Raw genomic sequence first — 20288 nt, forward strand, 5'->3', positions numbered from 1 at the left:
ATTAAAAAAGTTCCTTTTTCCGCCCGAATATTAGCAATGCTGTAGGGGGGACAACGCTAACAAAACTCGTAACTAGGGATATCACAGTTGTTCCCGATCCCGCGCCCAAAATGAGACTGGGTGACAAAGAAAAAGTTAAACTTGTCAATACAAAATGGGGATAATTGATACTCAAGGCAGCAATTGGCAACAAAATAGATGGATACCAAGGCATTAGCCAAGGTGTAGCAAACAAAAACAAAGTCAGAGTCGTCCATCCAATATCTGATACCAAAGTAATTTCCGAATCTTTTTTGCGGAATAAGGATTTAATTAACGTCCCTGCATAGTAAACAATCCAGCTTAAATACGCAAAATATTTGAGGAATGATAGAATACTTTCCCTAGTTTCAACACTTACACTTGGCAAAAAATTCAGAAATAAATTGATCCCATGGTGAAAAGATCGAGCCGTCGCCCCGGCGGTTCCCGGATTTAAAAGACTTCTCCAAGCTGAAACTGTTGGCATAAATGTATAAGTTATCACCCCGATAATTAATAAAGAAAGCAAGACTGATGCTGCTAAATCTTTCCACCGACGCTGCTTGCAGAGGAAAGCAAAAACTAAGGGTAGCCAAATTATAGGTAAGGTTTTTACTAAAAAACCTACCCAAATTGCAAAAATTGCCAAAACATAACGTTGGTAATAAATACATCCTATTAAAACGATCAATGTATTGGCAAGAAGAACGTCAAGGTGAGCATTAGCTATTTGCTCGTTCAATAGCATGGGATTGACTAAATAGGCCAGTGTTATGAGGTTACGGTTTTCAGCATTTGTTAGCAACCGCCAAATTAAGTAGCCATTGAGCGTGTGTACCAACACGCAGATTATTTTAAAAATATAAACTGCTAGTAAAGGGCTAATTGATCCACCAAGTGCTGATAGGGCAAAAAAGAATAAAGAAACGGGGCCGTAGGTAGAAGTTTGCCCCCAGTGGAGGAAGGGAGATACGTTAGAAATTAAGGTATCAGGATTATTCAAATAAGGATTAATTTTTTGTAAGCTCATCGCTCCGTAATGCAAGTACATATAAATGTCACTGCTTTGGGGATAAGCTATGAGGGCAAGTGCCAGAAAGGGGATTGCATACTTGCAAATGTCTAGAAAGCTGTAACTTGTCTGTTTTTTTTGAATTAACCAGATAATATATGTAAATGTTGCTATCCAGTAGGAACCGTTAATTAGAACTCGGATGAGGCTGAAACCGCTGGTAGGGAAATCGTTATAGTTGTCTCCACCCTGTAAAACGCTGTAATACTTGGTGATTCCCATGGAGGTCATGGCTATACAGAAAATTATGGAAGCTGCTAATGCTGCAGCATATAGAATTTTCTGATTTTTTAAGTAATTGTTGACCATGATGTTATTTATTCAGCGTGGTAAGTGCAGGTAATTTTCTTGCCCAGAGCGTTGGCGGTTATCTGACTAAATGGTGTTCCATCGCAAAGCGAACGAGTTCTGCTCGGTTGTTGCTGTCAGTTTTTCTGAACAAGCTGCTGACGTGCTTTTCGACAGTTCGAGGGCTGAGGTGGAGTGTGGAGCCTATTTGAATATTAGAAAGACCTTCTGTCAGCAAATCTAGCACTTGTCGCTCTCGCTGGGTCAAACTCGGGGCATTTTGACTTGGAGATGCCCGTGAAGCGGAGCTATCCCGTAGGGAATCGCCTGTGTTTGACTTTTGAGTTAAAAAATCTTCTTCTGGCTTGTCATTAGCTCTGCTGCGTGCCTCTGTTGGCGTCGGTTCGGGTTCCGGGGAACGAGAGGGTGCCTGAGCGATTAGAGCGTAGCGATCGAGCAAGGAGCGAATAACGGCCCCCAATTCCTGGAGTTCAAAAGGCTTAGCCAGATAATTGTCGCACCCCATCTGATAGCCGCGAATCCGTTCTTGCGTGCTCGTGCGTTCCGTCAAAAAAATCACCGGCAGCAAGCGGAAAGCGGGACGAGTCCGAACTCGCCGCACGAATTCGTAGCCATCCATCTCGGGCATTGTAATGTCGGTAACAATCAAGTGAGGCTGAAATTCATCTACCAAGCCTAAAGCTTCTTTGCCGTTCTCAGCAGCGATTACAGAGTATCCGGTAATTTCTAGATAATCGGTAATTGACAAGCGAGTCGCGAAATCGTCGTCAGCAACCAGAATAGTTAATGGCATGGGGGAATTAAAAATTAAACATTAAAAGTGACTAATTTCACTTTTAATGTTTAATTCTACTGTTTAATTTTCTTGATAACTTGCAGTTAAAGTAGCCGGTTGTCCTAATTTGCCCTCCAAAGCTACGCCACGCCCGTTGGCTGCTAAATGTCGCAGAGTTTTGTAAATTGTCTCGATTTGCTCTGGTATTCCTGCTTTTTTGGCTAGTTCTTCTATAGACAGAGGTGTTTGAGCGTCTTTGAGCACTTGCAGTACCCGCTGCTGTAAGTCCAATACAGCAGCGGCAGCTTTTTTGCCTGCTTCGACGCCCGGCTGGTGATAGGCATTGACATTCACCAAGGAACCGTAAAAACCTACGGCTCTTTCGTAGAGGGCGATTAATGCTCCTACTGTCCGAGGGTTGACTTGGGGAATTGTGACAGTAATGGAATCTCGGTGATTTTCGTACAAAGCTTGTCGAGTTCCCTGCAACAAACCTGACAAATAATCTCCGGAAGTCACGCCGGTTTCTACTTCTGGGGAAATGCCTTGCCTGTCTTGCAAAACTTCGATAAATGTTAGGAAGAAATTCGGCACGCCGTCTCGCAGTTGCTGGACGTAAGCGTGTTGGTCGGTGGTGCCTTTGTTGCCGTAAACTGCGATACCTTGATGAACTGTATTGCCGTCTAAATCTTCCTGTTTGCCTAGAGATTCCATGACTAATTGCTGCAAGTAGCGGCTGAACAATAGCAGTGAATCTTTGTAAGGCAAAACTACCATATCTTTTTCGCCACGTCCGTTGCAAGCAAAATACCAGGACATTGCTAACAAGGCAGCGGGATTATGTTTGATTTCGGTGGTTCTAGTAGCTTCGTCCATGACTTTAGCGCCGTCGAGCATCGCCCCAATGTCGATGCCTTGCAAAGCTGCTGGCAAAAGTCCTACTGCTGACAGTTCCGAAGTGCGTCCTCCCACCCAGTCCGCCATCGGGAAGCTGCCAATCCAGCCTTCGGATTTGGCTAATTTGTCTAGTTTGCTGTCTGTTCCAGTGATGGCAACTGCCTGTTTGGCGAAGTCGAGTTTTTGGGCGGCGAAGGCTTTTTGAACTTCAATCATGCCGTTGCGGGGTTCGGGGGTGCCGCCGGATTTGGAGATAGTAATTACTAGGGTGCTGACGAGTTTGTCTTTGATTTTGTTAAGGATTCGATCGATCCCAGCCGGATCTGTGTTGTCGATAAAATGTATTGCTAGGGGCGGAATGTCTGGGGATAAAGCTTCGGAGACAAATTGGGGGCCGAGGGCGGAACCGCCGATGCCGATCGAAATTATGTCGGTAAATTGCGGAGCAAAGGGCGGTTTAATATCGCGGTTTTGAACTTTCTTGACAAATGCTTCGACTTGTGCTATGCCTTCGACTATTTCTTGTTTTAATTCTGGAGTGGGAGCTAAATCGGGGTTTCGCAGCCAGTAGTGGCCCACCATCCGGTTTTCGTCGGGATTGGCGATCGCACCTGCTTCCAAAGCTGCCATGTCTTTGAAAGCTTTGTCAAATTTGGGCTTCAGTGCTGCTGTGAAAGCGTCGTCGAATCCCATGCGGCTGATATCGAGGTAAAGTCCCAATCCCTCGTGATAGTAAAGCCAGTCTTGATAGCGTTGCCAGAGTGCTGCGGCGTCCATAGGAATTCTCTACAATTTTTTTAATGTTCGATCGGCGTCGTCAGGAATCCACCAATTGTAGTTTAAAACGATCTGATGTACGGCTTTTGCAGAATCCCAATAAATTTAAGCATTAGTCGTCTGAAGATAGCCGAAGCCAAAGGCAGGCAGAGCATTCGGCAGAATTAAACAATAAAAATATGACTTGGGCAACACTCTTAGTAGGTAGATCCCTCATTAATGGTCACACCCCATAGATAGATCCAAGCGGCACAGAGATTTAACTGTGGTCGGCGTTGGCGTTTGGGCCTTGGTTTCACAATATTCAAATTCGGGCGATCGGGATGTGTAAAATAGGCATTGCGGTCAGGTTAAATATACTTTTAGCTTCACTCAATAATTGGCTAAAAATATAATTAACAACTGTCAACTATCTGAAGTGTAGTATAATATACAGATATTATAATTAAAGTGCGATCGACTATGCTTGCTCTATCTCCAGAATTAAAAGAAAGGTTAGCAACTCCGCTCAAAATCGGCGATTTTGAAGTTAAAAGCCGCGTCCTGCAATCGCCCTTATCCGGCGTTACCGATTTGGTATTTCGCCGCCTGGTGCGCCGCTACGCGCCGGATTCGATGATGTACACGGAAATGGTGAACGCTACGGGTTTGCACTACGTGAAGCAACTGCCGAGAATTATGGAAGTTGACCCGAACGAGCGCCCGATTAGCATTCAATTGTTTGACTGCCGACCGGATTTCTTGGCAGAAGCGGCCCAGAAAGCAGTGGCAGAAGGAGCCGATACTGTTGATATTAATATGGGCTGTCCGGTTAACAAAATTACTAAAAACGGCGGCGGTTCTTCCCTGCTGCGAGATCCGGGAACGGCCGAGGCAATTGTGCGGGCTGTTGTGGAAGCAGTAGATGTTCCTGTCACCGTTAAAACTAGGATCGGTTGGACTGACAAAGAAATTAATATTTTAGAATTTGCGAAGCGGATGGAAGATGCGGGAGCAAAAATGATTACCGTACACGGCCGCACTCGATCGCAAGGTTACACCGGCCCGGCAAAATGGGAGTGGATTCGCCGAGTGAAAGAAGTTTTATCGATTCCAGTTATTGCTAACGGGGATATTTTTTCAGTGGAAGCAGCGATGCGATGTCTGGAAGAAACCGGCGCAGATGGAGTGATGTGTTCGCGGGGAACTTTGGGCTATCCTTTTTTGGTGGGAGAAGTTGATTATTTCTTGAAAACTGGTGTGGAAAAGATAGCTCCGACACCAATTGAACGCCTCGAATGTGCTAAGGAACATTTGCGGGCTTTGTGGGAATATAAAGGTGAAAGCGGTGTCTCCCAAGCGCGCAAGCACTTAACCTGGTATGCTAAGGGTTTCCCCGGCGCTGGGGAATTGCGGGGCGTGTTGGCTGTGGTAGAAACGGTTGAACAAGGTTGCGATTCGATCGATCGCGCGATCGAGCAATTGCCCGCATAAACCTTACCCGCAGATGTCAACTAGGGATTACAGAAACAAAACCCACCTCTGCGGGCTAAGATTTAAGACACAGTTAAAAATTTGTGTGTGGGGGAAAGCATGGACTCATTAAAAGGGCGAGATTTATTAAGTCTGGCAGATTTAAGCATTGACGAATTAAATTATTTGCTGGATCTAGCAGCCAGTTTAAAATCCGGAATGGTCAAGCTGAAACGCAATAAAGTTCTCGGCTTGTTATTTTCCAAAGCTTCAACGCGAACGCGGGTAAGTTTTACGGTGGCTATGTATAAATTGGGAGGGCAAGTGATTGACCTCAATCCCAACGTTACACAAGTCAGCCGCGGTGAACCGTTGGTAGATACAGCCAGGGTTTTAGACAGATATTTAGACATTTTGGCGATTCGGACGTTCGAGCAAAAGGATTTAGCAACTTTTGCTAACTATGCCAAAATTCCTGTGATTAATGCACTGACAGATGACGAACACCCATGCCAAGTGCTGGCGGATTTAATGACAGTAAAAGAGTGTTTTGGCAAGTTGGAAGGGGTGACTTTGACTTATTTGGGCGATGGTAATAATATGGCAAATTCCCTGATGTTGGGCTGTGCAATGACGGGAATGAATGTAAGAATTGCTTGCCCTCAAGATTTCCAGCCCAATGCTGAGATAGTGGAAAAAGCTAAGAATATTGCTAATGGAAAAACAGAAGTTACTGTGACTGCTGATGCGGAAGCTGCTGTGAAGAATGCTCAAGTGATTTATACTGATGTTTGGGCGAGTATGGGACAGGAAGAGGAAGCAAAAATCAGGATTCCTTTGTTTAAGCCATATCAGGTAAATCAACAATTGCTGAAGTTAGCAGATAAGAATGCAATTGTATTGCACTGTTTGCCCGCACACCGGGATGAAGAGATTACGGATGACGTGATTGAGGGCAGTCAATCGCGCGTTTGGGATCAAGCAGAAAATCGGATGCACGCTCAGCAAGCTTTGCTGGCAAGCATTCTGGAAAGCGATTAAGAATGGACAAGAGGAAGGGGAAGGATAAATCAAACAAGAATCAGCAGTTGAAACCGCGTCTCCACAAACTCTCATCCGCCGACGCTTACTGAAAAGGGGAAAGCCATTCTCTCTATCTCTATCTCTTCTCTTTCTCTGCGCCCTCTGCGCCCTCTGCGGTTAATAAAAAAAATCTTACTCACAAATGAAATAGAATTGATACAGCCGTTTTCAATTTGATACCAGAGGGGGCAACATGGCCTGAATTGCGATATTGAAAGCGGGAAATTCTATCGGTGAAATGCTCGCAGTTTCCCCTAAAATTACTTCGCTTTGATAGCCATTTTCAGTAGGTTCTCGAAAAACGTGGAGTTGTCGCTCATTCACATTTAATACCCAATAATCGGCAATTCCCGATCGCGCATAAGCTTTGGCTTTAATTTCGCGATCGAAAGTTAAGCTGCTGTCTGCCACTTCGATAATGAGATATACCTCTGAGGGAGTGGGATGGTGAGTCGCATAGTCAAACGGATCAATTCTGACTACGGCGATATCCGGTTCGGGTTCGGAATTGTCATCAAGGGCGATCGGATCTTGCATACGTACCCAGGCCAGATTTCTAAAAATGTATTGCAGCAATCTATCTGTACGCCCTAAAGCGGAGGTGTGAGCAGTTCCTTTTGCACTCATTTTGATGATATTTCCTGAAAGTAATTCGACTCGTTCCTCTGGGTGAAAGAATCCCAACTCTCCCAATTTATGATACTCTTTAACTGTCCATTTACGGAGCGTGAAAGCAGCTTCTGTTGTTAGCATATTTCGATTGATAAATTTATAATTTGATGTGGGATGATTTTATTTTAGCTTATGATATCAAGTGGTTCCCAGGGTAGGCCTGAGAACCGAGATATAGAGGCTCTGCCTCGGAAGGTTTTAAGGAAATTGGAGGCTCTGCCTCCGGATATGCTTTACCAGGCAGAGCCTGGGAACCAGTTGATACGTCGATCGCACTACAAGTTGATTAAGACGCTCCAAAACTGATTTTTGTGACTTCGCCCGCGACAACATTAACTGTTTGTTGAATTTGACTACCGTCAACTTTCAACTGATAAGTTCCCGGAGAAAGCTCGATCGCCCCAAACCATCCTTTACCATCGGCGCGCAGTTGACGCACCTGGGCACCAGCATCGATCGACTGCAATGTCAAGCTCGCACCGTCGCAAGTTTGAGCGCACCGCTGCAAATTTCCGGCGATCGCACCTGTAGTCGGCCGCGACTTCCAAGGCATATCGGGAACCGCTGCTGCTGTCGCCCACACAGGCTGAGTTTCATAGGTTTTGCCCGTCGCAGCGTCAACGTATTGACTCGGCTGCGACAGCGCGGTGTAAAACAAATCGTTGCTTTGAGGAACGTATTTCCAAGGCTGGCGGGGCAAATCACCGCTGCCGCCCGATCGCAGTTCCACATTCGTGTACACGTTGCTGCTAGCGTAGGAATAGAGCACCGTACCTGCGACGTGATTTCCTTTCGCAGACGGCTGTTCGGCGCGACGAATCTGGTCTAGAGTGTCTTCGATGTAGTTGAGGTAATTGCCGGGGCCGATCGCAATTTGGCGGTTGTACTGGTGGTCTTTGGCGTACTCGATCCAGTTGTCGTAAGCGAGTTTTTGCTGCCGTTTGTACTCGCGCTGGTAAGTCATCGGCATCGCCATGTCTACGATCCCTTCTTCCAGCCAAGCGCGCCAATCTTGCAATACTTCTTTGTAAGGCTGCGTTTGATACCATCCTGCATCGTTTGTTGGGCCGTCTCCCCAGGCGATCGTGGCGGCGGTAATTTTAACACGCGGTTTAATCGCAAGGCTTTCTACATAAAGCTTCCGCACTAAATTTGTCACCTGTTCGCGCCGCCACTGCATCCACGCGGGATCTGTGGGTGCGGGTTTGCCCGATCGACCTGTTTGCTGATTGAAACGGGCGATCGCAGTCGGATTGTAGCCCCAAGTCGGCCCACCGTAACGCACATAATCCAACTGTACGCCGTCCACATCGTAGCGCTTCAGCAAGTCCAAATAGACGGAAACAGTATAATCTACGGCGTCTGGATGGCCGGGATCGAGATAGCCTTGGGCTTCCCCACCGTAAGTCAGCATTGCCCAATTGTCGCTGCCGGGGGCCGAAGGCCCGTGTTGTTGCCAAACGTGACCGGCGGGAAGTTTGGTACCCGAAACCACAGGCAGCGTCACCATCCAAGCGTGTACTTCAATGCCTGCGGCGTGGGCTTTGTCAATCAAATCTTGCAGGGGATCGAAACCGGGGGGAACGTTGGGATCGAGGGTGCGGGGTTCGATCGCACTCGTGTAAAAAGCATCGCCACGGCGGCGGACTTGGGCGACGATGGCGTTGGCATTTGCCCGCTGCGCGTCTGCGATCAATTTTGTGACTTCTTGAGGGGTTTTGAAGCCGGGGTTGAAGGCGTCCACCCAGAAGGCGCGAAATTCGGCGGTTTGGGTTTGCGGGGGCATAGTTGCGTTAGCGCGGGATGGGAAGTTTGAGAACCAACCAGGAGCCAGCAGAAAACTAATTGTTAAGCCAATCAGGAACAAGCTTGACAAAAAGAATGTTTTGGTATTTCGCATCAGAAATGTGTGAGAGAGCGTTTAACAATCCTTTACGGACTTTTAGTTTGAGCGTCCGCTTGACATTTTCGCACATCTTTGCGTTAAAGCAACTTATGGGGCCAAGCTGTGTTCTGGAATAGCGATCGCTTATACTGAACTCTGGTATTTTGTATACGATCGCTCTATTTTTTCAATGTACGAACGCACTGATAGTGAGATAGAAGCAATTCAAGAACTTCTTTCGCCACACTTTGGGACTGGCTTTGAGCCTGGCGAAGTAGCAAATAGCGAACAGATAATAATCCAACAGGTATTGGAATACGTAGGTAGCCGATTTACCCGGATGAAGTATATCCTCGGTCTTGCCCTTGATTTTGCGATCGTCGCACAGCGTCTATCTAATGTTGATGACTCTGCCAAAGAATTAAGAGAGCAGCTTACAATTGAAGAATTATTTAAACGTTACCAAGTTGTCACTGAACGGGGAGAACAACAGGCAAATACACTAACTTTAAAATTTGCTCAATCTACTCAAGTAGGTATCCGACGTATAGAAGAGTCAATTGTTCAATTTTTTCACAGTCTAAATCGTTCTAAATATCCCAGTGCTTATGTTTACAATACAGGTCAATGGCAAAAGTTTCAAGACCTGCTGATTCTCTGTTTTCGTCTGTCCGAGTCTGGACGCTTTCAACTCTGCCAAAAACTTATTGATTTTGGTCTTGAACGATTGCAAAAGAACATATTTGTTACTAGAGAATCGTTACGAGTTCGTTTATTTCCCGAAATAATAAACAATTACCCGCGCAGCGATCCAGATGAGAATGGGGGTTTAGTTTTTCAAGCCATTGCTTGCGGCTATTTCAAAGCCGATCGGCCTCATCTCAGCTTTGTCGTTGATAAGGTACGAACAGGGTCGTCCAGACAGCGCCGTTTTGGAGATATTGACTGTTATTACGGTCTGGATCTAGAAATATCAATAGAAGTAAAAGACTGCCACATTTCGCTTAAAAACCTCAAGCAACAATTGGGAAGTTTCCAGAAACAAGTAACAGGTAATCAAATTCTTGGCGTGGCTTTTGTACTTTCCATAGACAGCGAAGCGCGTTCTCTACTTAGCGACGACGGCATCATTTCGTTCGCACAAGACGAGCTAATTAGATCCGTGAGGATCTGGGATTGGCAAAAGCAGGATGCTGCAGTGCATGAAATGCTTCACTATCTTGCTCACGTTGAACAGAATCCTAGTGCTGTTGCCAGGCTACTGGCATTTATCGGCGAGCGAGATCCCGAACACAACTCTCTTACTTATTATCAAAGTTAAACTATGATTTCAAGAGCAACCTGAATGGGAAACTTTAAGTCTGCATTGAGCGACTTTACTTTTTGCGATCGGGCTCTAAAAATTTCATCATCTGAGTGGCTTTGATAAGCCTTGACAACTTCCTTGCCTACCGCCAATCCTAGTAGTGGCGGTACGGCATTTCCGACTTGAAGGTACTGTGATGTTCTCGAACCCATAACCTCAAAATCATCATCAAAAGATTGCAGCCTCAATCCTTCGCGGACAGTCAATCCTCGATGCTGACTAGGATGAGTAGCTCGTGCAGACGAAGGTTTTCTCATGTTAGATGTTACAGCAATAGCTGGTTTATTACTAGCTAGTCGAGCATAGCTATTGTGAAAACCGCTGGCTGGTTGAAGGCGATCGGGAATAGACTTTCGGTTTCCACCATCTGGGATATACTTCAGAATTTCAATTAACTTTTGTGAATGATTGGCAGCCTCGTGATGTAGCAGTATGTTGGCGGTCTTGCGCCTAGCTATTTGATAGTCAGTTTGTGGCATACTCTGGTAAGATTTACATATTTCTCCAGCATTTAATGGCGGTAGATCTGAAATGGCATCAGCTACAGTCACATAATAGTGAGAAATTGGCACTGGAAACTCAGGCGGCAGCAATCCATCAAGCCAACCTATAAAAAAAGCACGTTTTCGCAGTTGGGGTACGCCGTAGTCAGCCGCCTTTAAAAGGCGACATTTCATGTGATAGCCGATATCAGCAAAGCTAGCGATGACTGAATCGCGCACTTTGCCTCCCTGCATTACCAGCATTCCTTCAACATTCTCGATAATGACATAAGCAGGACGAATTTCAGCCACCAAGTCGCGAAAATTGCGCCATAAAGAATTGCGAGGATCTGTTATCTCTCGCTTGCCAACAGTGCTGAATCCTTGGCACGGTGCTCCCCCCGTAATAATGTCGATTTCTGCTGCCGAAATTTTAAAGAATTCCTCTATTTCGGAAACAGTTGTCTGCGTTAAGTCAGATACCAGACACGGAAGGGGAGATAGGTTGCGTTCAAAAGTTTGTTTGGCGTTTTCACAGTAATCTATGCCGCCGATCGCTTGGATGCCAGCACGTTTAAAACCCAGAGTTAACCCTCCCATGCCGCAAAATAAGTCAAGGCTACGCGGAAAACGCTTGGTTTGAGTTTTTGTCATCGTCAGCTACCTCCTAATAGTTTCCACCGGGAAAGTTGTAGATTTTCGCGTCCGCTTGACATTTTCGCACATCGGTGAAATTTTGGGCGAAAATAAACTGAACTGGCGATCGGCAGCATCACCTAATTTTCTGGATACTTTCTTGAACTGTGAAGGATACGGAGAATTTCTACGTTTTCTTCTTTTACTCGATAGATGATGAGATAAGAGGTATTGGAAATGACAAGTTCTCTAGTAGCTTCTACGCGACCAACTCGACCCATAAAAGGAAATTCGGCGAGTTGACCTACAGCACTCTGAATCCTTAAAATTAATTGCCTTGCTGCTTCTGGATCGTCTTTGACAATATATGCGTGAGCCTGTTCTAGATTTCGCAAAGCTTGTCGCAGCCACTTAATTTTCATTAGTCAATTTGGCAAAAACTGCTTGAACTTCATCATCGCTGGCAAAGTCTCCAGCTTCGGCCTCGGCAACGCCTTTATTAATCTCATCAAGCAGCCATTGATAGATGTCCAGGTAAGAAGCGATCGCTTCGTTCAAAACATAAGTTAAATCGCGATCGGTGACAGTAGCGATCGCCTTCAGCGCCTCTTTTTTTTCGCTATCAAGGAGAAATGTAAAACTTTCTTGACTCATGGCTGCCCTTTGCTGTTATGGGAAGAGAGTAAACTGGTACTATGATAGCGTATAGAGTCCTATTTTGGCGAAAATAAACTGAACTCGCGATCGCACTTTTTGAACAAATGATAGTACAGAACTTTCAAACCCTAGCCCTTCCGGGTAACAGCTACTCAACTGCAAGCAATTTACTCGATCGAGTAGATGGCTGGCGCCAAGAAGCAACCCGAAAGTTGCAGCAAAGCCAGAGAGGAGAAAAGGGACAATTTTTAACACCTTCCTCAGTCGCAAGTTTGATGGCGGGAATGTTTGAATTTAACTGTCCCGATATATCGCTTTTAGATGCTGGTGCTGGTATTGGTTCCCTGTTAGCAGCCGTTGTTTGCGAACTTTGCCAGCGCCCAAACAAACCGCGCAGCCTGCACGTTACAGCTTATGAAATAGACCTTATTTTGATTGAATACCTCAAGCAAACTTTAGAATTATGCAGTATTGAATGTCAGCGTTTTGGGATATCTTTTACCTGTGAGGTTCGCGAAATAGATTTTATTCAAGACAGCGCCGATATGTTGCAGCCCAATCTATTTACACAACCAGTAAAACTGGAATTTACCCATGCAATTATCAATCCTCCCTATGCCAAGATAGACGCTAAATCCCAAGCCCGAACCTTGCTGCGTTCTATAGGACTAGAAACCAGCAATCTCTACGCTGGTTTTACAGTTGCTGCTGCTCACCTGCTCAAACCAAACGGTGAATTAGTGTCGATTACTCCCCGCAGCTTTTGCAACGGTTTATACTTTCGAGATTTCCGCAAAGTATTCCTTCAAATGATGGCTTTACGCCAAGTACATATCTTTGAATCCCGACAGTTGCAATTTCGCGATGATGCGGTGCTGCAAGAAACTATTATTGTTCGCGCCACCAAACAAATAGAACCACCAGATACTGTACTAATTACCTCAAGCAGCAGCGTGGGCGACGACCTGGTATTGTCTCACCAACTGCCCTATACCGCCCTAATTAATCCCAAAGACTCCGAGCAATTTATTCGGATTCTACCGGATTCGGTCAGCCAGAAAGTAGTCGATCAAATGGCTCAATTTACTTGCACCCTAGAGGAATTAGGTTTAACAGTTTCTACCGGGAAAGTTGTAGATTTTCGTGTTCGCTCTGACTTGCGGCTAAAACCTGAGAACGGTACAGTTCCGCTGATTTATCCCGCACACTTCTCGGCTGGCGGTGTTGAATATCCCACCGCAACGAGAAAGCATCAAGCTTTAGCTGTCACGGAAAAAACTGCTGCACTCCTCGTACCTAACGAACATTATGTTTTGAGCAAGCGCTTCTCGTCAAAGGAAGAGAAAAAGCGAATTGTTGCAGTTGTCTGGGATGCCAATAAAATTAATAGTTCTAGCGTGGGTTTTGAGAACCATTTGAATTACTTTCACCAACAGGGACGCGGATTAGACCTCACCCTCGCGCGGGGATTGGCTGTTTATCTAAATTCGAGCTTGGTAGATGCGTTTTTCCGACTGTTCAACGGACACACTCAAGTTAATGCTACGGATTTACGCACTTTGAAGTATCCTAATGTAGAGCAATTACTTTTACTTGGCGCTCAAATAGGAGAAATATTTCCTACACAGCGGGAGATTGATCAACTTGTCGAGAGACAACTGCTGAACGCGACAAATCCGTTAGAAAATAGCCCAATGACAATCAAGAACCGTATTGATGAATCTCTAGAAATACTTGCAGCGCTGGGTTTTCCAAAAGGTCAGCTTAACGAACGTTCCGCCTTAACCCTTCTGGCTTTGCTTGACCTCAAGCCAAAGGATGCTTGGGAATTGGCAAAATCTCCACTTCGGGGAATCACACCAATTATGGAATTTATGGAGCAGCAGTACGGTAAAAAATATGCACCAAATACGCGGGAAACTGTGCGCCGCCAGACTGTGCATCAGTTTCTAGATGCAGGTTTAATTGTTGTTAATCCTGACAGTCCCGAACGTCCGGTGAATAGTCCAAAAACTGCATATCAGATAGAAGAAAGTGCTTTGGAACTACTGCGAACCTATGGCACTTATGATTGGGACAAGAATGTTCGCGCTTACCTCGCCTCCGTCGAAACGCTGAAGAAACGATATGCACAAGAGCGAGAAATGGCGCGAATCCCAATTACAATCGCAGGTGATGTAAAAACTCTTTCGCCAGGAGGTCATAACGTCTTAATATCAAAGATTGTCAGTGAGTTTGCTGAGCGATTTACTCCTGCTGGCAGCCTCCTTTATGTCGGAGATACCGATGAGAAGTTTGCTCATTTCAATGAAGCATCGCTAACTGCATTAGGGGTTACAGTCGATGCTCACGGTAAGATGCCAGATGTAATTGTTCACTTCACAGAAAAAAACTGGTTGGTGTTGATTGAAGCTGTTACTTCTCACGGCCCGATTAATCCAAAACGCAAAACAGAGCTTGAGAATCTTTTTAGAAGTTCGACAGTACCTCTGGTGATGGTGACAGCTTTCCTCAGCCGCAAGGCAATGGCGGAATATCTATCTGATATTTCCTGGGAAACTGATGTCTGGGTAGCAGAAGACGCTACTCACCTGGTTCATTTTAACGGAGAACATCTTTTGCAGGCTTATTCCAAAAATGAAAATATTTGTGAGTCAGAAGGATGCTAAAATACACTGTTTATATGGCTGCCGCTGGCATCGGAATGACATATACTGTGATGCAAGCGGTTTAATTGACCGGAATTGTCGATCGCACTCAGTAAATCAAATAAGTAACTAGGTAAAATATCTCTGCAATGGAAAAAAAGCATAACGCTGGATTGTGGGTATCAGTATTATACTTCGCTCAAGGTCTCCCTTACACCGTCGTTAATTTAATGTCGGTGATTTTTTTGAAAGGTATGGGAACCAGCAACGAACTCATCGGATTGACAAGTCTGTTGTCTTTTCCTTGGGTTTTAAAAGGTTTGTGGGGACCCGTCGTTGATTTGTATTTCACAAAACGCAAATGGATTTTAACAACCGAAATCATTTGTGCTTTTCTGTTTGCTTTCCTAGCTTTTGGTGTATTGACGCCGACACCGATTATTATATCACTTGTGATCTTTACGGCGATCGCCTTTGTGTCCGCTACTCACGACATCGCCATTGACGGATTTTATTTAAACACTCTCAATAAAGACCAGCAAGCCTTGTTTGTCGGGGTTCGCAACACCGCTTATAGAGGTGCTGTCATTGCCGGTAGCGGTGTATTGGTGTTCTTAGCCGGGAAACTGGCCGAAAACCATTTAGTCACCGGAAATACAGGCGACACCAAAATATATCAAGACATTCCGCTGTCACTTTTCGGTTCCTCTTTTAGCGTGTCTGCGCTTAACTACGGATGGGCGACAGCCTTTGGCATGTGTGCGATTATGTTTGTGCTGATATATCTCTTTCAGCGGTGGTATCTTCCCTATCCTAGAAATTACGCTCTGGAATCCGACGCCCCCCAACAAACAACAAGCTTTCTCGAAGCATTTAAAACTTATTTTCAGCAAGATAAAATTGGTTGGATTGTGACTTATGTCTTGATTTTTCGCTTGGGCGATGCCTTGACGTTTAAAATGGCTCCGCCATTTTTAATGGATAAAGTGGAGAAAGGAGGATTAGCAGTTTCTACATCGGACATGGGTCTGTTATCGGGTACGATCGGGGTAATATTTCTGTTAATTGGAGGGTTGCTGGGCGGCTATTTGATTGCCAAACAAGGATTGAAAAAATGGATGTGGCCGACGGCAATTCTGCAAAATTCAACTAACGTGCTGTATTGGCTGTTGGCAATCAATCAACCGGGGATTGAATGGGCTTATGCTGTAAATTCGATCGAGCAATTTACCTATGGACTGGGCGTAGCTGCCTATACAGTGTTCTTGATGCGGACTGTCCGCCCGGAATACGAAGCATCCCACTACGCGATTACAACCGCCTTCATGGCCGCCGGAGTGCTGATTCCTGGCGTTTTTAGCGGCTACTTGCAGGCGAATCTCGGCTATCAAAATTATTTTTTGATGAGCGCGCTGGCTGTGATTCCCGGTATGCTAACCATTTTCTTTCTGCCCCTAGAAGATGAGAAAAAATTAGCATCCATGCCCAGGCCTGGACTGGACGATTTCGATTAATATCAAGTCCGGTCGTTATAACTATAAGATTCGGGCGGGGGTGGGTTTACCAATATCTGCACTACTTTTTCGATATTCAGCCGAACCTGCCCCTACAGGAATATGGATGTTTTTAATCACTAACTGGTATAAATTGTGCGTGCCTTCATAAGATAAAATAAGGACACAACATTGTTGTGTCCCTACGGAATATCTGTATTGCCAGCGCCCAACTAAATCGCAATAAAATCAGTGGCTGTTAGCGGACTACTTAGAATGCTAGGAATACTGGCAAGAAGTTGGCCGTTACGGGCAATTTCAATCGTCGTTGAAAAATCGCCTTCAGTAACTCTCAGTTGGTTGAAGGTCAAACCTCCGCTCAAACCCATTAAATCTTGACCCTTTTGAAAGTCTACAAGTGTATCTGTACCGGCACCTACTCCTAACACCAATACGTCGCGTCCAGCGCCACCAATTAAGAGATCTGTACCCCCTGCGCCAATGAGCGTATCGTCTCCTTCTCCCCCGCTCAAATTGTCATCCCCTTTGCCACCTAATAGCTGGTCGTTGCCGGTGCCACCGCTGATAATATCGTTGCCTTGGTTACCGCTGAGACTGTCGTTTCCTGCATTGCCAGTGATAATATCCTCCCCTGCAAAACCAGAGGCTGTATTGTTGGCACCATCGCCGACTAAATTATTAATTTGGGATGGACCGAGAGCAGTTTTCATTGCCACAACGTTTCCTAAAAAGGAGGTTCCCGGAGTGGTTCTTAATTGCTCTAAACTGCTGCGCGATTCCAGCGATGTTCCCAAGGCAGGCAGTGCAAAGTCTAAGCCAGCTAACAGCTCTAAATAATCGGAATCTGTGAAAGTGAAATCCGGGCGGTTCAACTGGTCTACAGAGATTTCAGTCTGAGTCAAGCCGGGAGGAGGAGAACTTAACAAACCGCTTTGGGTGTGCTTGTCTAAGACAAGTAGCGGGTCAATAATCGGGTTAGTAAATGTTTGAAGAACTACTTTTCCTGGGAGAAAAGCTTCTCCTCCCAAACTCACAAAATCGCCGCTAACGATGTAGTGAGTTACATTTTTTCCGGCACCGACTTTCTGCTTGAATGTATTGACAGTGTTCTGATCAACTCCGGGAGAATTGAAGGTGACAACATCTCCGATAGTAGAGGTAAATTCAGTGGCGGCTAGTTGCGTTATGGCGCCGCCCAAGCTGTGTCCGAGAAGGTCTGGTGGCAAGCGGCTGGGGTTTTTGGCTGTATCTTGACTGATTTCTGTCAACCAATTTCCTAATGCTTGTTTGTTGGCTTCAAATTGGTTGAAACCGGCGCCGCGCGGGTCTGCGTTGGCAAGATCGTCTACGGGCGAGTCGGTGCCCCGAAATACCAAAAGGGGCGGTTTGTCTGGGGTAGTGGAAATTAAGCCGATCGCGTGAAATCCAGTCGCCGGATCGTCAAAAGTGCGATCAATTTGGTAGCCAGCAGCGCTCAAACCTGTTTGAACTAAGGTTTGAGACTGGGGGTTGTTATCTATGTAAACAAGTTGCTTGGCTATAGTTTCGTAAGCGGCGGGGGATGAGGGCATATTTTTTTATTTCCTGTCGTTTGATGGGGAATTAGTTTTTCAGCTACTTAACTAAGTTTACAATAAACTTCGTTTATTAACCATATTAATGGGTCATTTTTAGTAGCTTTTTAGGGGGAATTCAAGCGCCATTTTTTTGTTAAAAACAACAATATCGCTACAAAACCCACCCGGGTTTCGCGCTACCAAAACTACAAATTTTTCTCGCTCTAAAGCTATACAAAATCTACCCGCGTAATATCGCTTGCCACTACGCCTCTGAGAGTAGCAAGAACTTCACCAGTAATCGGGATAGTAATTAAAGCTCCGTCACCCGCTTGGGTTACTCTAATTTGAGGAAAAGTTAGACCCCTCGACAGTGTAATTAAATCTTCACTATCTTGAAAATCTAAAATCACATCTTCTCCGCCGCCGGATTCCAATACAAAGCGATCGCGCCCCGCACCACCAATTAAAAAATCGTTGCCAAACTCGCCGGAAACCAAATCGTTTCCGTCGCCACCCTCCAAATAATCGTTATCTCTGCCACCGTACAAGAAGTCGTCGCCATCACCACCAGTGATGCTGTCATTACCTCGATTGCCTCTGAGAGTATCGTTACCGCGATTGCCGATAACTGTATCCTCTCCAGGGCCGCCGGTAGCAGTATTGTTGCGATCGTCCCCTGATAAGTAATTCGGTTGTAAGGGAGCTAAACCGTATTGCATTTGTCTGATTAACTGCACGAAAGAAAATTCTGGTGCTGTTCTCAAACCCTCTGCACCGCCTCTGGTTCTGATTGGGATTGACACATTGGCCAAGGGAAAATTTAGGGCAGCGATAAATTCGTTAAAATCCGAGTCGTTGTTATAAGTAAATTCGGGACTGTTTAATTGTTCTACGGAAATTTGCCTCTGCAAAAAACCCACGGGCGGAGTAGTTAACAAATTTTCAGCTCGATGTTTTGCCAAAACAGTTAAGGGATTAATACTCGGGTCTGTAAAACTTTGGATAAATACTTTACCCGGAATAAATGCTTCCCCAAACAAGCTAACTACATCTCCGCTGACAATGTAGTGAGTGACATTTTTGTTGCCTGCCCTGCTGAGATTTCTCCGAAAACTGGTGAATGTACTCGCTGACACTCCCGGAGAGTTGAAAGTAAAGATATCGCCGGTCAGAGATGTGTATTCGGTTGCTACAATTTGAGCGACTGCTCCGCCCCAACTGTGCCCGATGACATCGGGCAATAATTTGCTGGGGTTTTTACCTGTATCTTGACCGATTTCTGTTAGCCAGTTTTTGATATTATCTTTGTTCTTTTCAAATTCAGGTAAACCAATGTCTCGGGAGTCGGAAAAGATAGGGTCGCCGTCGATGAAGTCTGTACCTTTAAATACGAGGGCGGGCGGGTTTTCAGGATTGGAGGAACCGAACCCGATCGCATAAAAGTTTGTTTCTGGGTCGTCGAATATGCGATCGATATAGTAGCCATTAGTATCTAGGAAACGCGAAACTTCATTGGCTGCGCTTGGCTTTTGATTCAAAAAAACAATTGATTTAGCCAGAGCTTCATAAACAGCAGGCGAGGCACTCATAATATTATCTTTTCTGTTTGTTGGTATTGGCGATCGCTCAGGCTTGAGCTAATTGTCCAATGGCAGCCATTATAGCTGACAAGATTTGTATGGTACACTTGATAATATCAACTCAAGAATTAAGTTTTTGCGGTTATGGCTATCATTCGTCAATACATTGCTCCATTTATAGCGATATTAGTATTTTTCCTGGCTCTGGTAGCAGTCAGCGCTCGCATCTTTTTGCCTGCTGACATGGCTGCCCCGGCGCCGATTGAGGAAGCGATCCCCCAAAAGCAAGCGGCAGTAGTGAATCCAATTTTCTTGGGGCTAAATTATTCCGCTTTCGGTGTCCGGTGAGCTGATGTCTGGTCAACTAATACCGGGCTATCGGCTGCGCTCAGGATCGGGACTCGATCGAGCAAAACTGGTAAAGTTTATGCACCGGACATACCAAGAGCTTTACCCCAATGGCGAATTGGGACATTTGGCTCAAACTGTCGAGCAGTATTTTTCTAACCAGACGCCGGTTTGGTGGGTAGAGTGCCAGAAAAACAGCCAAGAAGAGGCAGAAATTTTGCCGGCGCTTCCCTCGCAGTATCTCAATCCCCAATCTCAAGTCCAAAATCTAACATCGGTTGTCGGATGTTTGTGGTTGGGAAATGCGATCGACCAAACCACGGGAGAACGCTACGCTCACATTTTTTTGCTGTACGTAGCACCGGAACATCGCCGTCTAGGAGTGGGTGCAGCTTTAGTTATTCATGCTGAAAATTGGGCGCGGGAAAGGGGCGATAGGCAAATTGGTTTGCAAGTATTTGTGAGCAATCAGCCTGCGGTGAATCTCTATCAAAAATTAGGATATCAAAGTCATTCCCTCTCGATGCTCAAATCCCTTTAAAATATAAATTCTAC

At 45.4% G+C, this 20288-nt stretch carries 17 protein-coding genes; 7 read left to right on the top strand and 10 right to left on the bottom strand.

Annotation, left to right across the window (positions count from 1 at the left end; translation table 11 throughout):
• Window position 1 precedes the first annotated feature (1 nt).
• From D0A34_01315 to D0A34_01325, 3 genes are all read right to left on the bottom strand, one after another.
• Window positions 2-1402 carry a hypothetical protein gene (locus D0A34_01315; protein ID UNU17672.1) on the bottom strand — a complete coding sequence of 467 codons (1401 nt, stop codon included), beginning with the start codon at window positions 1400-1402 and terminating at the stop codon, window positions 2-4.
• A 58-nt stretch (window positions 1403-1460) separates the two neighbouring features.
• Window positions 1461-2195, bottom strand: coding sequence for a DNA-binding response regulator (locus D0A34_01320; GenBank protein ID UNU17673.1), 735 nt, complete (start codon window positions 2193-2195; stop codon window positions 1461-1463).
• A gap of 63 nt (window positions 2196-2258) precedes the next feature.
• Window positions 2259-3851, bottom strand: coding sequence for a glucose-6-phosphate isomerase (locus tag D0A34_01325; protein UNU17674.1), 1593 nt, complete (start codon window positions 3849-3851; stop codon window positions 2259-2261).
• Window positions 3852-4313: 462 nt separating this feature from the next.
• Here D0A34_01325 and dusB point away from each other — a divergent pair, with 462 nt between their 5' ends.
• Both dusB and argF read left to right on the top strand, forming a co-directional pair.
• Window positions 4314-5324: a tRNA dihydrouridine synthase DusB gene (dusB, locus tag D0A34_01330; protein UNU17675.1), complete on the top strand. Its 1011-nt coding sequence runs from the start codon at window positions 4314-4316 to the stop codon at window positions 5322-5324.
• A 99-nt stretch (window positions 5325-5423) separates the two neighbouring features.
• Entirely contained in the window at window positions 5424-6344 is a 921-nt protein-coding gene (gene argF, locus D0A34_01335; GenBank protein ID UNU17676.1) for an ornithine carbamoyltransferase, read from the top strand.
• Between the two features lie 210 nt (window positions 6345-6554).
• Here the strand turns inward: argF and D0A34_01340 are convergent, their stop codons facing one another.
• Window positions 6555-7139, bottom strand: coding sequence for a Uma2 family endonuclease (locus tag D0A34_01340; GenBank protein UNU17677.1), 585 nt, complete (start codon window positions 7137-7139; stop codon window positions 6555-6557).
• Between the two features lie 205 nt (window positions 7140-7344).
• Window positions 7345-8958: a hypothetical protein gene (locus D0A34_01345; protein UNU17678.1), complete on the bottom strand. Its 1614-nt coding sequence runs from the start codon at window positions 8956-8958 to the stop codon at window positions 7345-7347.
• Window positions 8959-9133: 175 nt separating this feature from the next.
• Between D0A34_01345 and D0A34_01350 the strand changes: the two genes are divergently transcribed.
• Window positions 9134-10264 carry a hypothetical protein gene (locus D0A34_01350; protein UNU17679.1) on the top strand — a complete coding sequence of 377 codons (1131 nt, stop codon included), beginning with the start codon at window positions 9134-9136 and terminating at the stop codon, window positions 10262-10264.
• Here D0A34_01350 and dcm read toward each other — a convergent pair.
• From dcm to D0A34_01365, 3 genes are all read right to left on the bottom strand, one after another.
• Entirely contained in the window at window positions 10261-11445 is a 1185-nt protein-coding gene (gene dcm / locus D0A34_01355; GenBank protein UNU17680.1) for a DNA (cytosine-5-)-methyltransferase, read from the bottom strand. The two genes, D0A34_01350 and dcm, sit on opposite strands and share 4 nt — an antisense overlap.
• A gap of 122 nt (window positions 11446-11567) precedes the next feature.
• Window positions 11568-11849, bottom strand: coding sequence for a type II toxin-antitoxin system RelE/ParE family toxin (locus tag D0A34_01360; protein ID UNU17681.1), 282 nt, complete (start codon window positions 11847-11849; stop codon window positions 11568-11570).
• Window positions 11839-12081 carry a CopG family transcriptional regulator gene (locus D0A34_01365; GenBank protein UNU17682.1) on the bottom strand — a complete coding sequence of 81 codons (243 nt, stop codon included), beginning with the start codon at window positions 12079-12081 and terminating at the stop codon, window positions 11839-11841. The genes D0A34_01360 and D0A34_01365 overlap by 11 nt, the downstream gene beginning before the upstream one ends.
• Before the next feature lie 107 nt (window positions 12082-12188).
• On the opposite strand from D0A34_01365, the gene D0A34_01370 reads away from it, so the two are divergent.
• On the top strand, window positions 12189-14753 hold the full coding sequence (locus tag D0A34_01370; protein ID UNU17683.1) for an adenine methyltransferase: 2565 nt from the start codon (window positions 12189-12191) through the stop codon (window positions 14751-14753).
• A 128-nt stretch (window positions 14754-14881) separates the two neighbouring features.
• A complete protein-coding gene (locus D0A34_01375; protein UNU17684.1) occupies window positions 14882-16246 on the top strand; it encodes an MFS transporter in 1365 nt (454 codons plus the stop codon).
• Window positions 16247-16458: 212 nt separating this feature from the next.
• Here the strand turns inward: D0A34_01375 and D0A34_01380 are convergent, their stop codons facing one another.
• Window positions 16459-17817: a calcium-binding protein gene (locus D0A34_01380; GenBank protein UNU17685.1), complete on the bottom strand. Its 1359-nt coding sequence runs from the start codon at window positions 17815-17817 to the stop codon at window positions 16459-16461.
• Between the two features lie 215 nt (window positions 17818-18032).
• Window positions 18033-19394: a calcium-binding protein gene (locus tag D0A34_01385; protein UNU17686.1), complete on the bottom strand. Its 1362-nt coding sequence runs from the start codon at window positions 19392-19394 to the stop codon at window positions 18033-18035.
• Window positions 19395-19529: 135 nt separating this feature from the next.
• Here D0A34_01385 and D0A34_01390 point away from each other — a divergent pair, with 135 nt between their 5' ends.
• On the top strand, window positions 19530-19733 hold the full coding sequence (locus tag D0A34_01390; protein UNU17687.1) for a hypothetical protein: 204 nt from the start codon (window positions 19530-19532) through the stop codon (window positions 19731-19733).
• 4 nt (window positions 19734-19737) lie between these two features.
• Window positions 19738-20274, top strand: a complete 537-nt coding sequence (locus D0A34_01395) for a GNAT family N-acetyltransferase (protein ID UNU17688.1) — start codon at window positions 19738-19740, stop codon at window positions 20272-20274.
• Window positions 20275-20288 lie beyond the last annotated feature (14 nt).

It is taken from the genome of Microcoleus vaginatus PCC 9802, assembly GCA_022701275.1.
Taxonomy (GTDB): Bacteria; Cyanobacteriota; Cyanobacteriia; order Cyanobacteriales; family Microcoleaceae; genus Microcoleus; species Microcoleus vaginatus_A.

Bases quoted from the DNA above. Each gene is read 5' to 3' on its own strand.
- D0A34_01315 (UNU17672.1), bottom strand. From the start codon at position 1,402: ATGGTCAACAATTACTTAAAAAATCAGAAAATTCTATATGCTGCAGCA.
- argF (UNU17676.1), top strand. From the start codon at position 5,424: ATGGACTCATTAAAAGGGCGAGATTTATTAAGTCTGGCAGATTTAAGC.
- D0A34_01370 (UNU17683.1), top strand. From the start codon at position 12,189: ATGATAGTACAGAACTTTCAAACCCTAGCCCTTCCGGGTAACAGCTAC.
- dusB (UNU17675.1), top strand. From the start codon at position 4,314: ATGCTTGCTCTATCTCCAGAATTAAAAGAAAGGTTAGCAACTCCGCTC.
- D0A34_01395 (UNU17688.1), top strand. From the start codon at position 19,738: ATGTCTGGTCAACTAATACCGGGCTATCGGCTGCGCTCAGGATCGGGA.
- D0A34_01320 (UNU17673.1), bottom strand. From the start codon at position 2,195: ATGCCATTAACTATTCTGGTTGCTGACGACGATTTCGCGACTCGCTTG.
- D0A34_01380 (UNU17685.1), bottom strand. From the start codon at position 17,817: ATGCCCTCATCCCCCGCCGCTTACGAAACTATAGCCAAGCAACTTGTT.
- D0A34_01345 (UNU17678.1), bottom strand. From the start codon at position 8,958: ATGCGAAATACCAAAACATTCTTTTTGTCAAGCTTGTTCCTGATTGGC.
- D0A34_01350 (UNU17679.1), top strand. From the start codon at position 9,134: ATGTACGAACGCACTGATAGTGAGATAGAAGCAATTCAAGAACTTCTT.
- D0A34_01340 (UNU17677.1), bottom strand. From the start codon at position 7,139: ATGCTAACAACAGAAGCTGCTTTCACGCTCCGTAAATGGACAGTTAAA.
- D0A34_01375 (UNU17684.1), top strand. From the start codon at position 14,882: ATGGAAAAAAAGCATAACGCTGGATTGTGGGTATCAGTATTATACTTC.
- D0A34_01325 (UNU17674.1), bottom strand. From the start codon at position 3,851: ATGGACGCCGCAGCACTCTGGCAACGCTATCAAGACTGGCTTTACTAT.
- D0A34_01385 (UNU17686.1), bottom strand. From the start codon at position 19,394: ATGAGTGCCTCGCCTGCTGTTTATGAAGCTCTGGCTAAATCAATTGTT.
- dcm (UNU17680.1), bottom strand. From the start codon at position 11,445: ATGACAAAAACTCAAACCAAGCGTTTTCCGCGTAGCCTTGACTTATTT.
- D0A34_01360 (UNU17681.1), bottom strand. From the start codon at position 11,849: ATGAAAATTAAGTGGCTGCGACAAGCTTTGCGAAATCTAGAACAGGCT.
- D0A34_01365 (UNU17682.1), bottom strand. From the start codon at position 12,081: ATGAGTCAAGAAAGTTTTACATTTCTCCTTGATAGCGAAAAAAAAGAG.
- D0A34_01390 (UNU17687.1), top strand. From the start codon at position 19,530: ATGGCTATCATTCGTCAATACATTGCTCCATTTATAGCGATATTAGTA.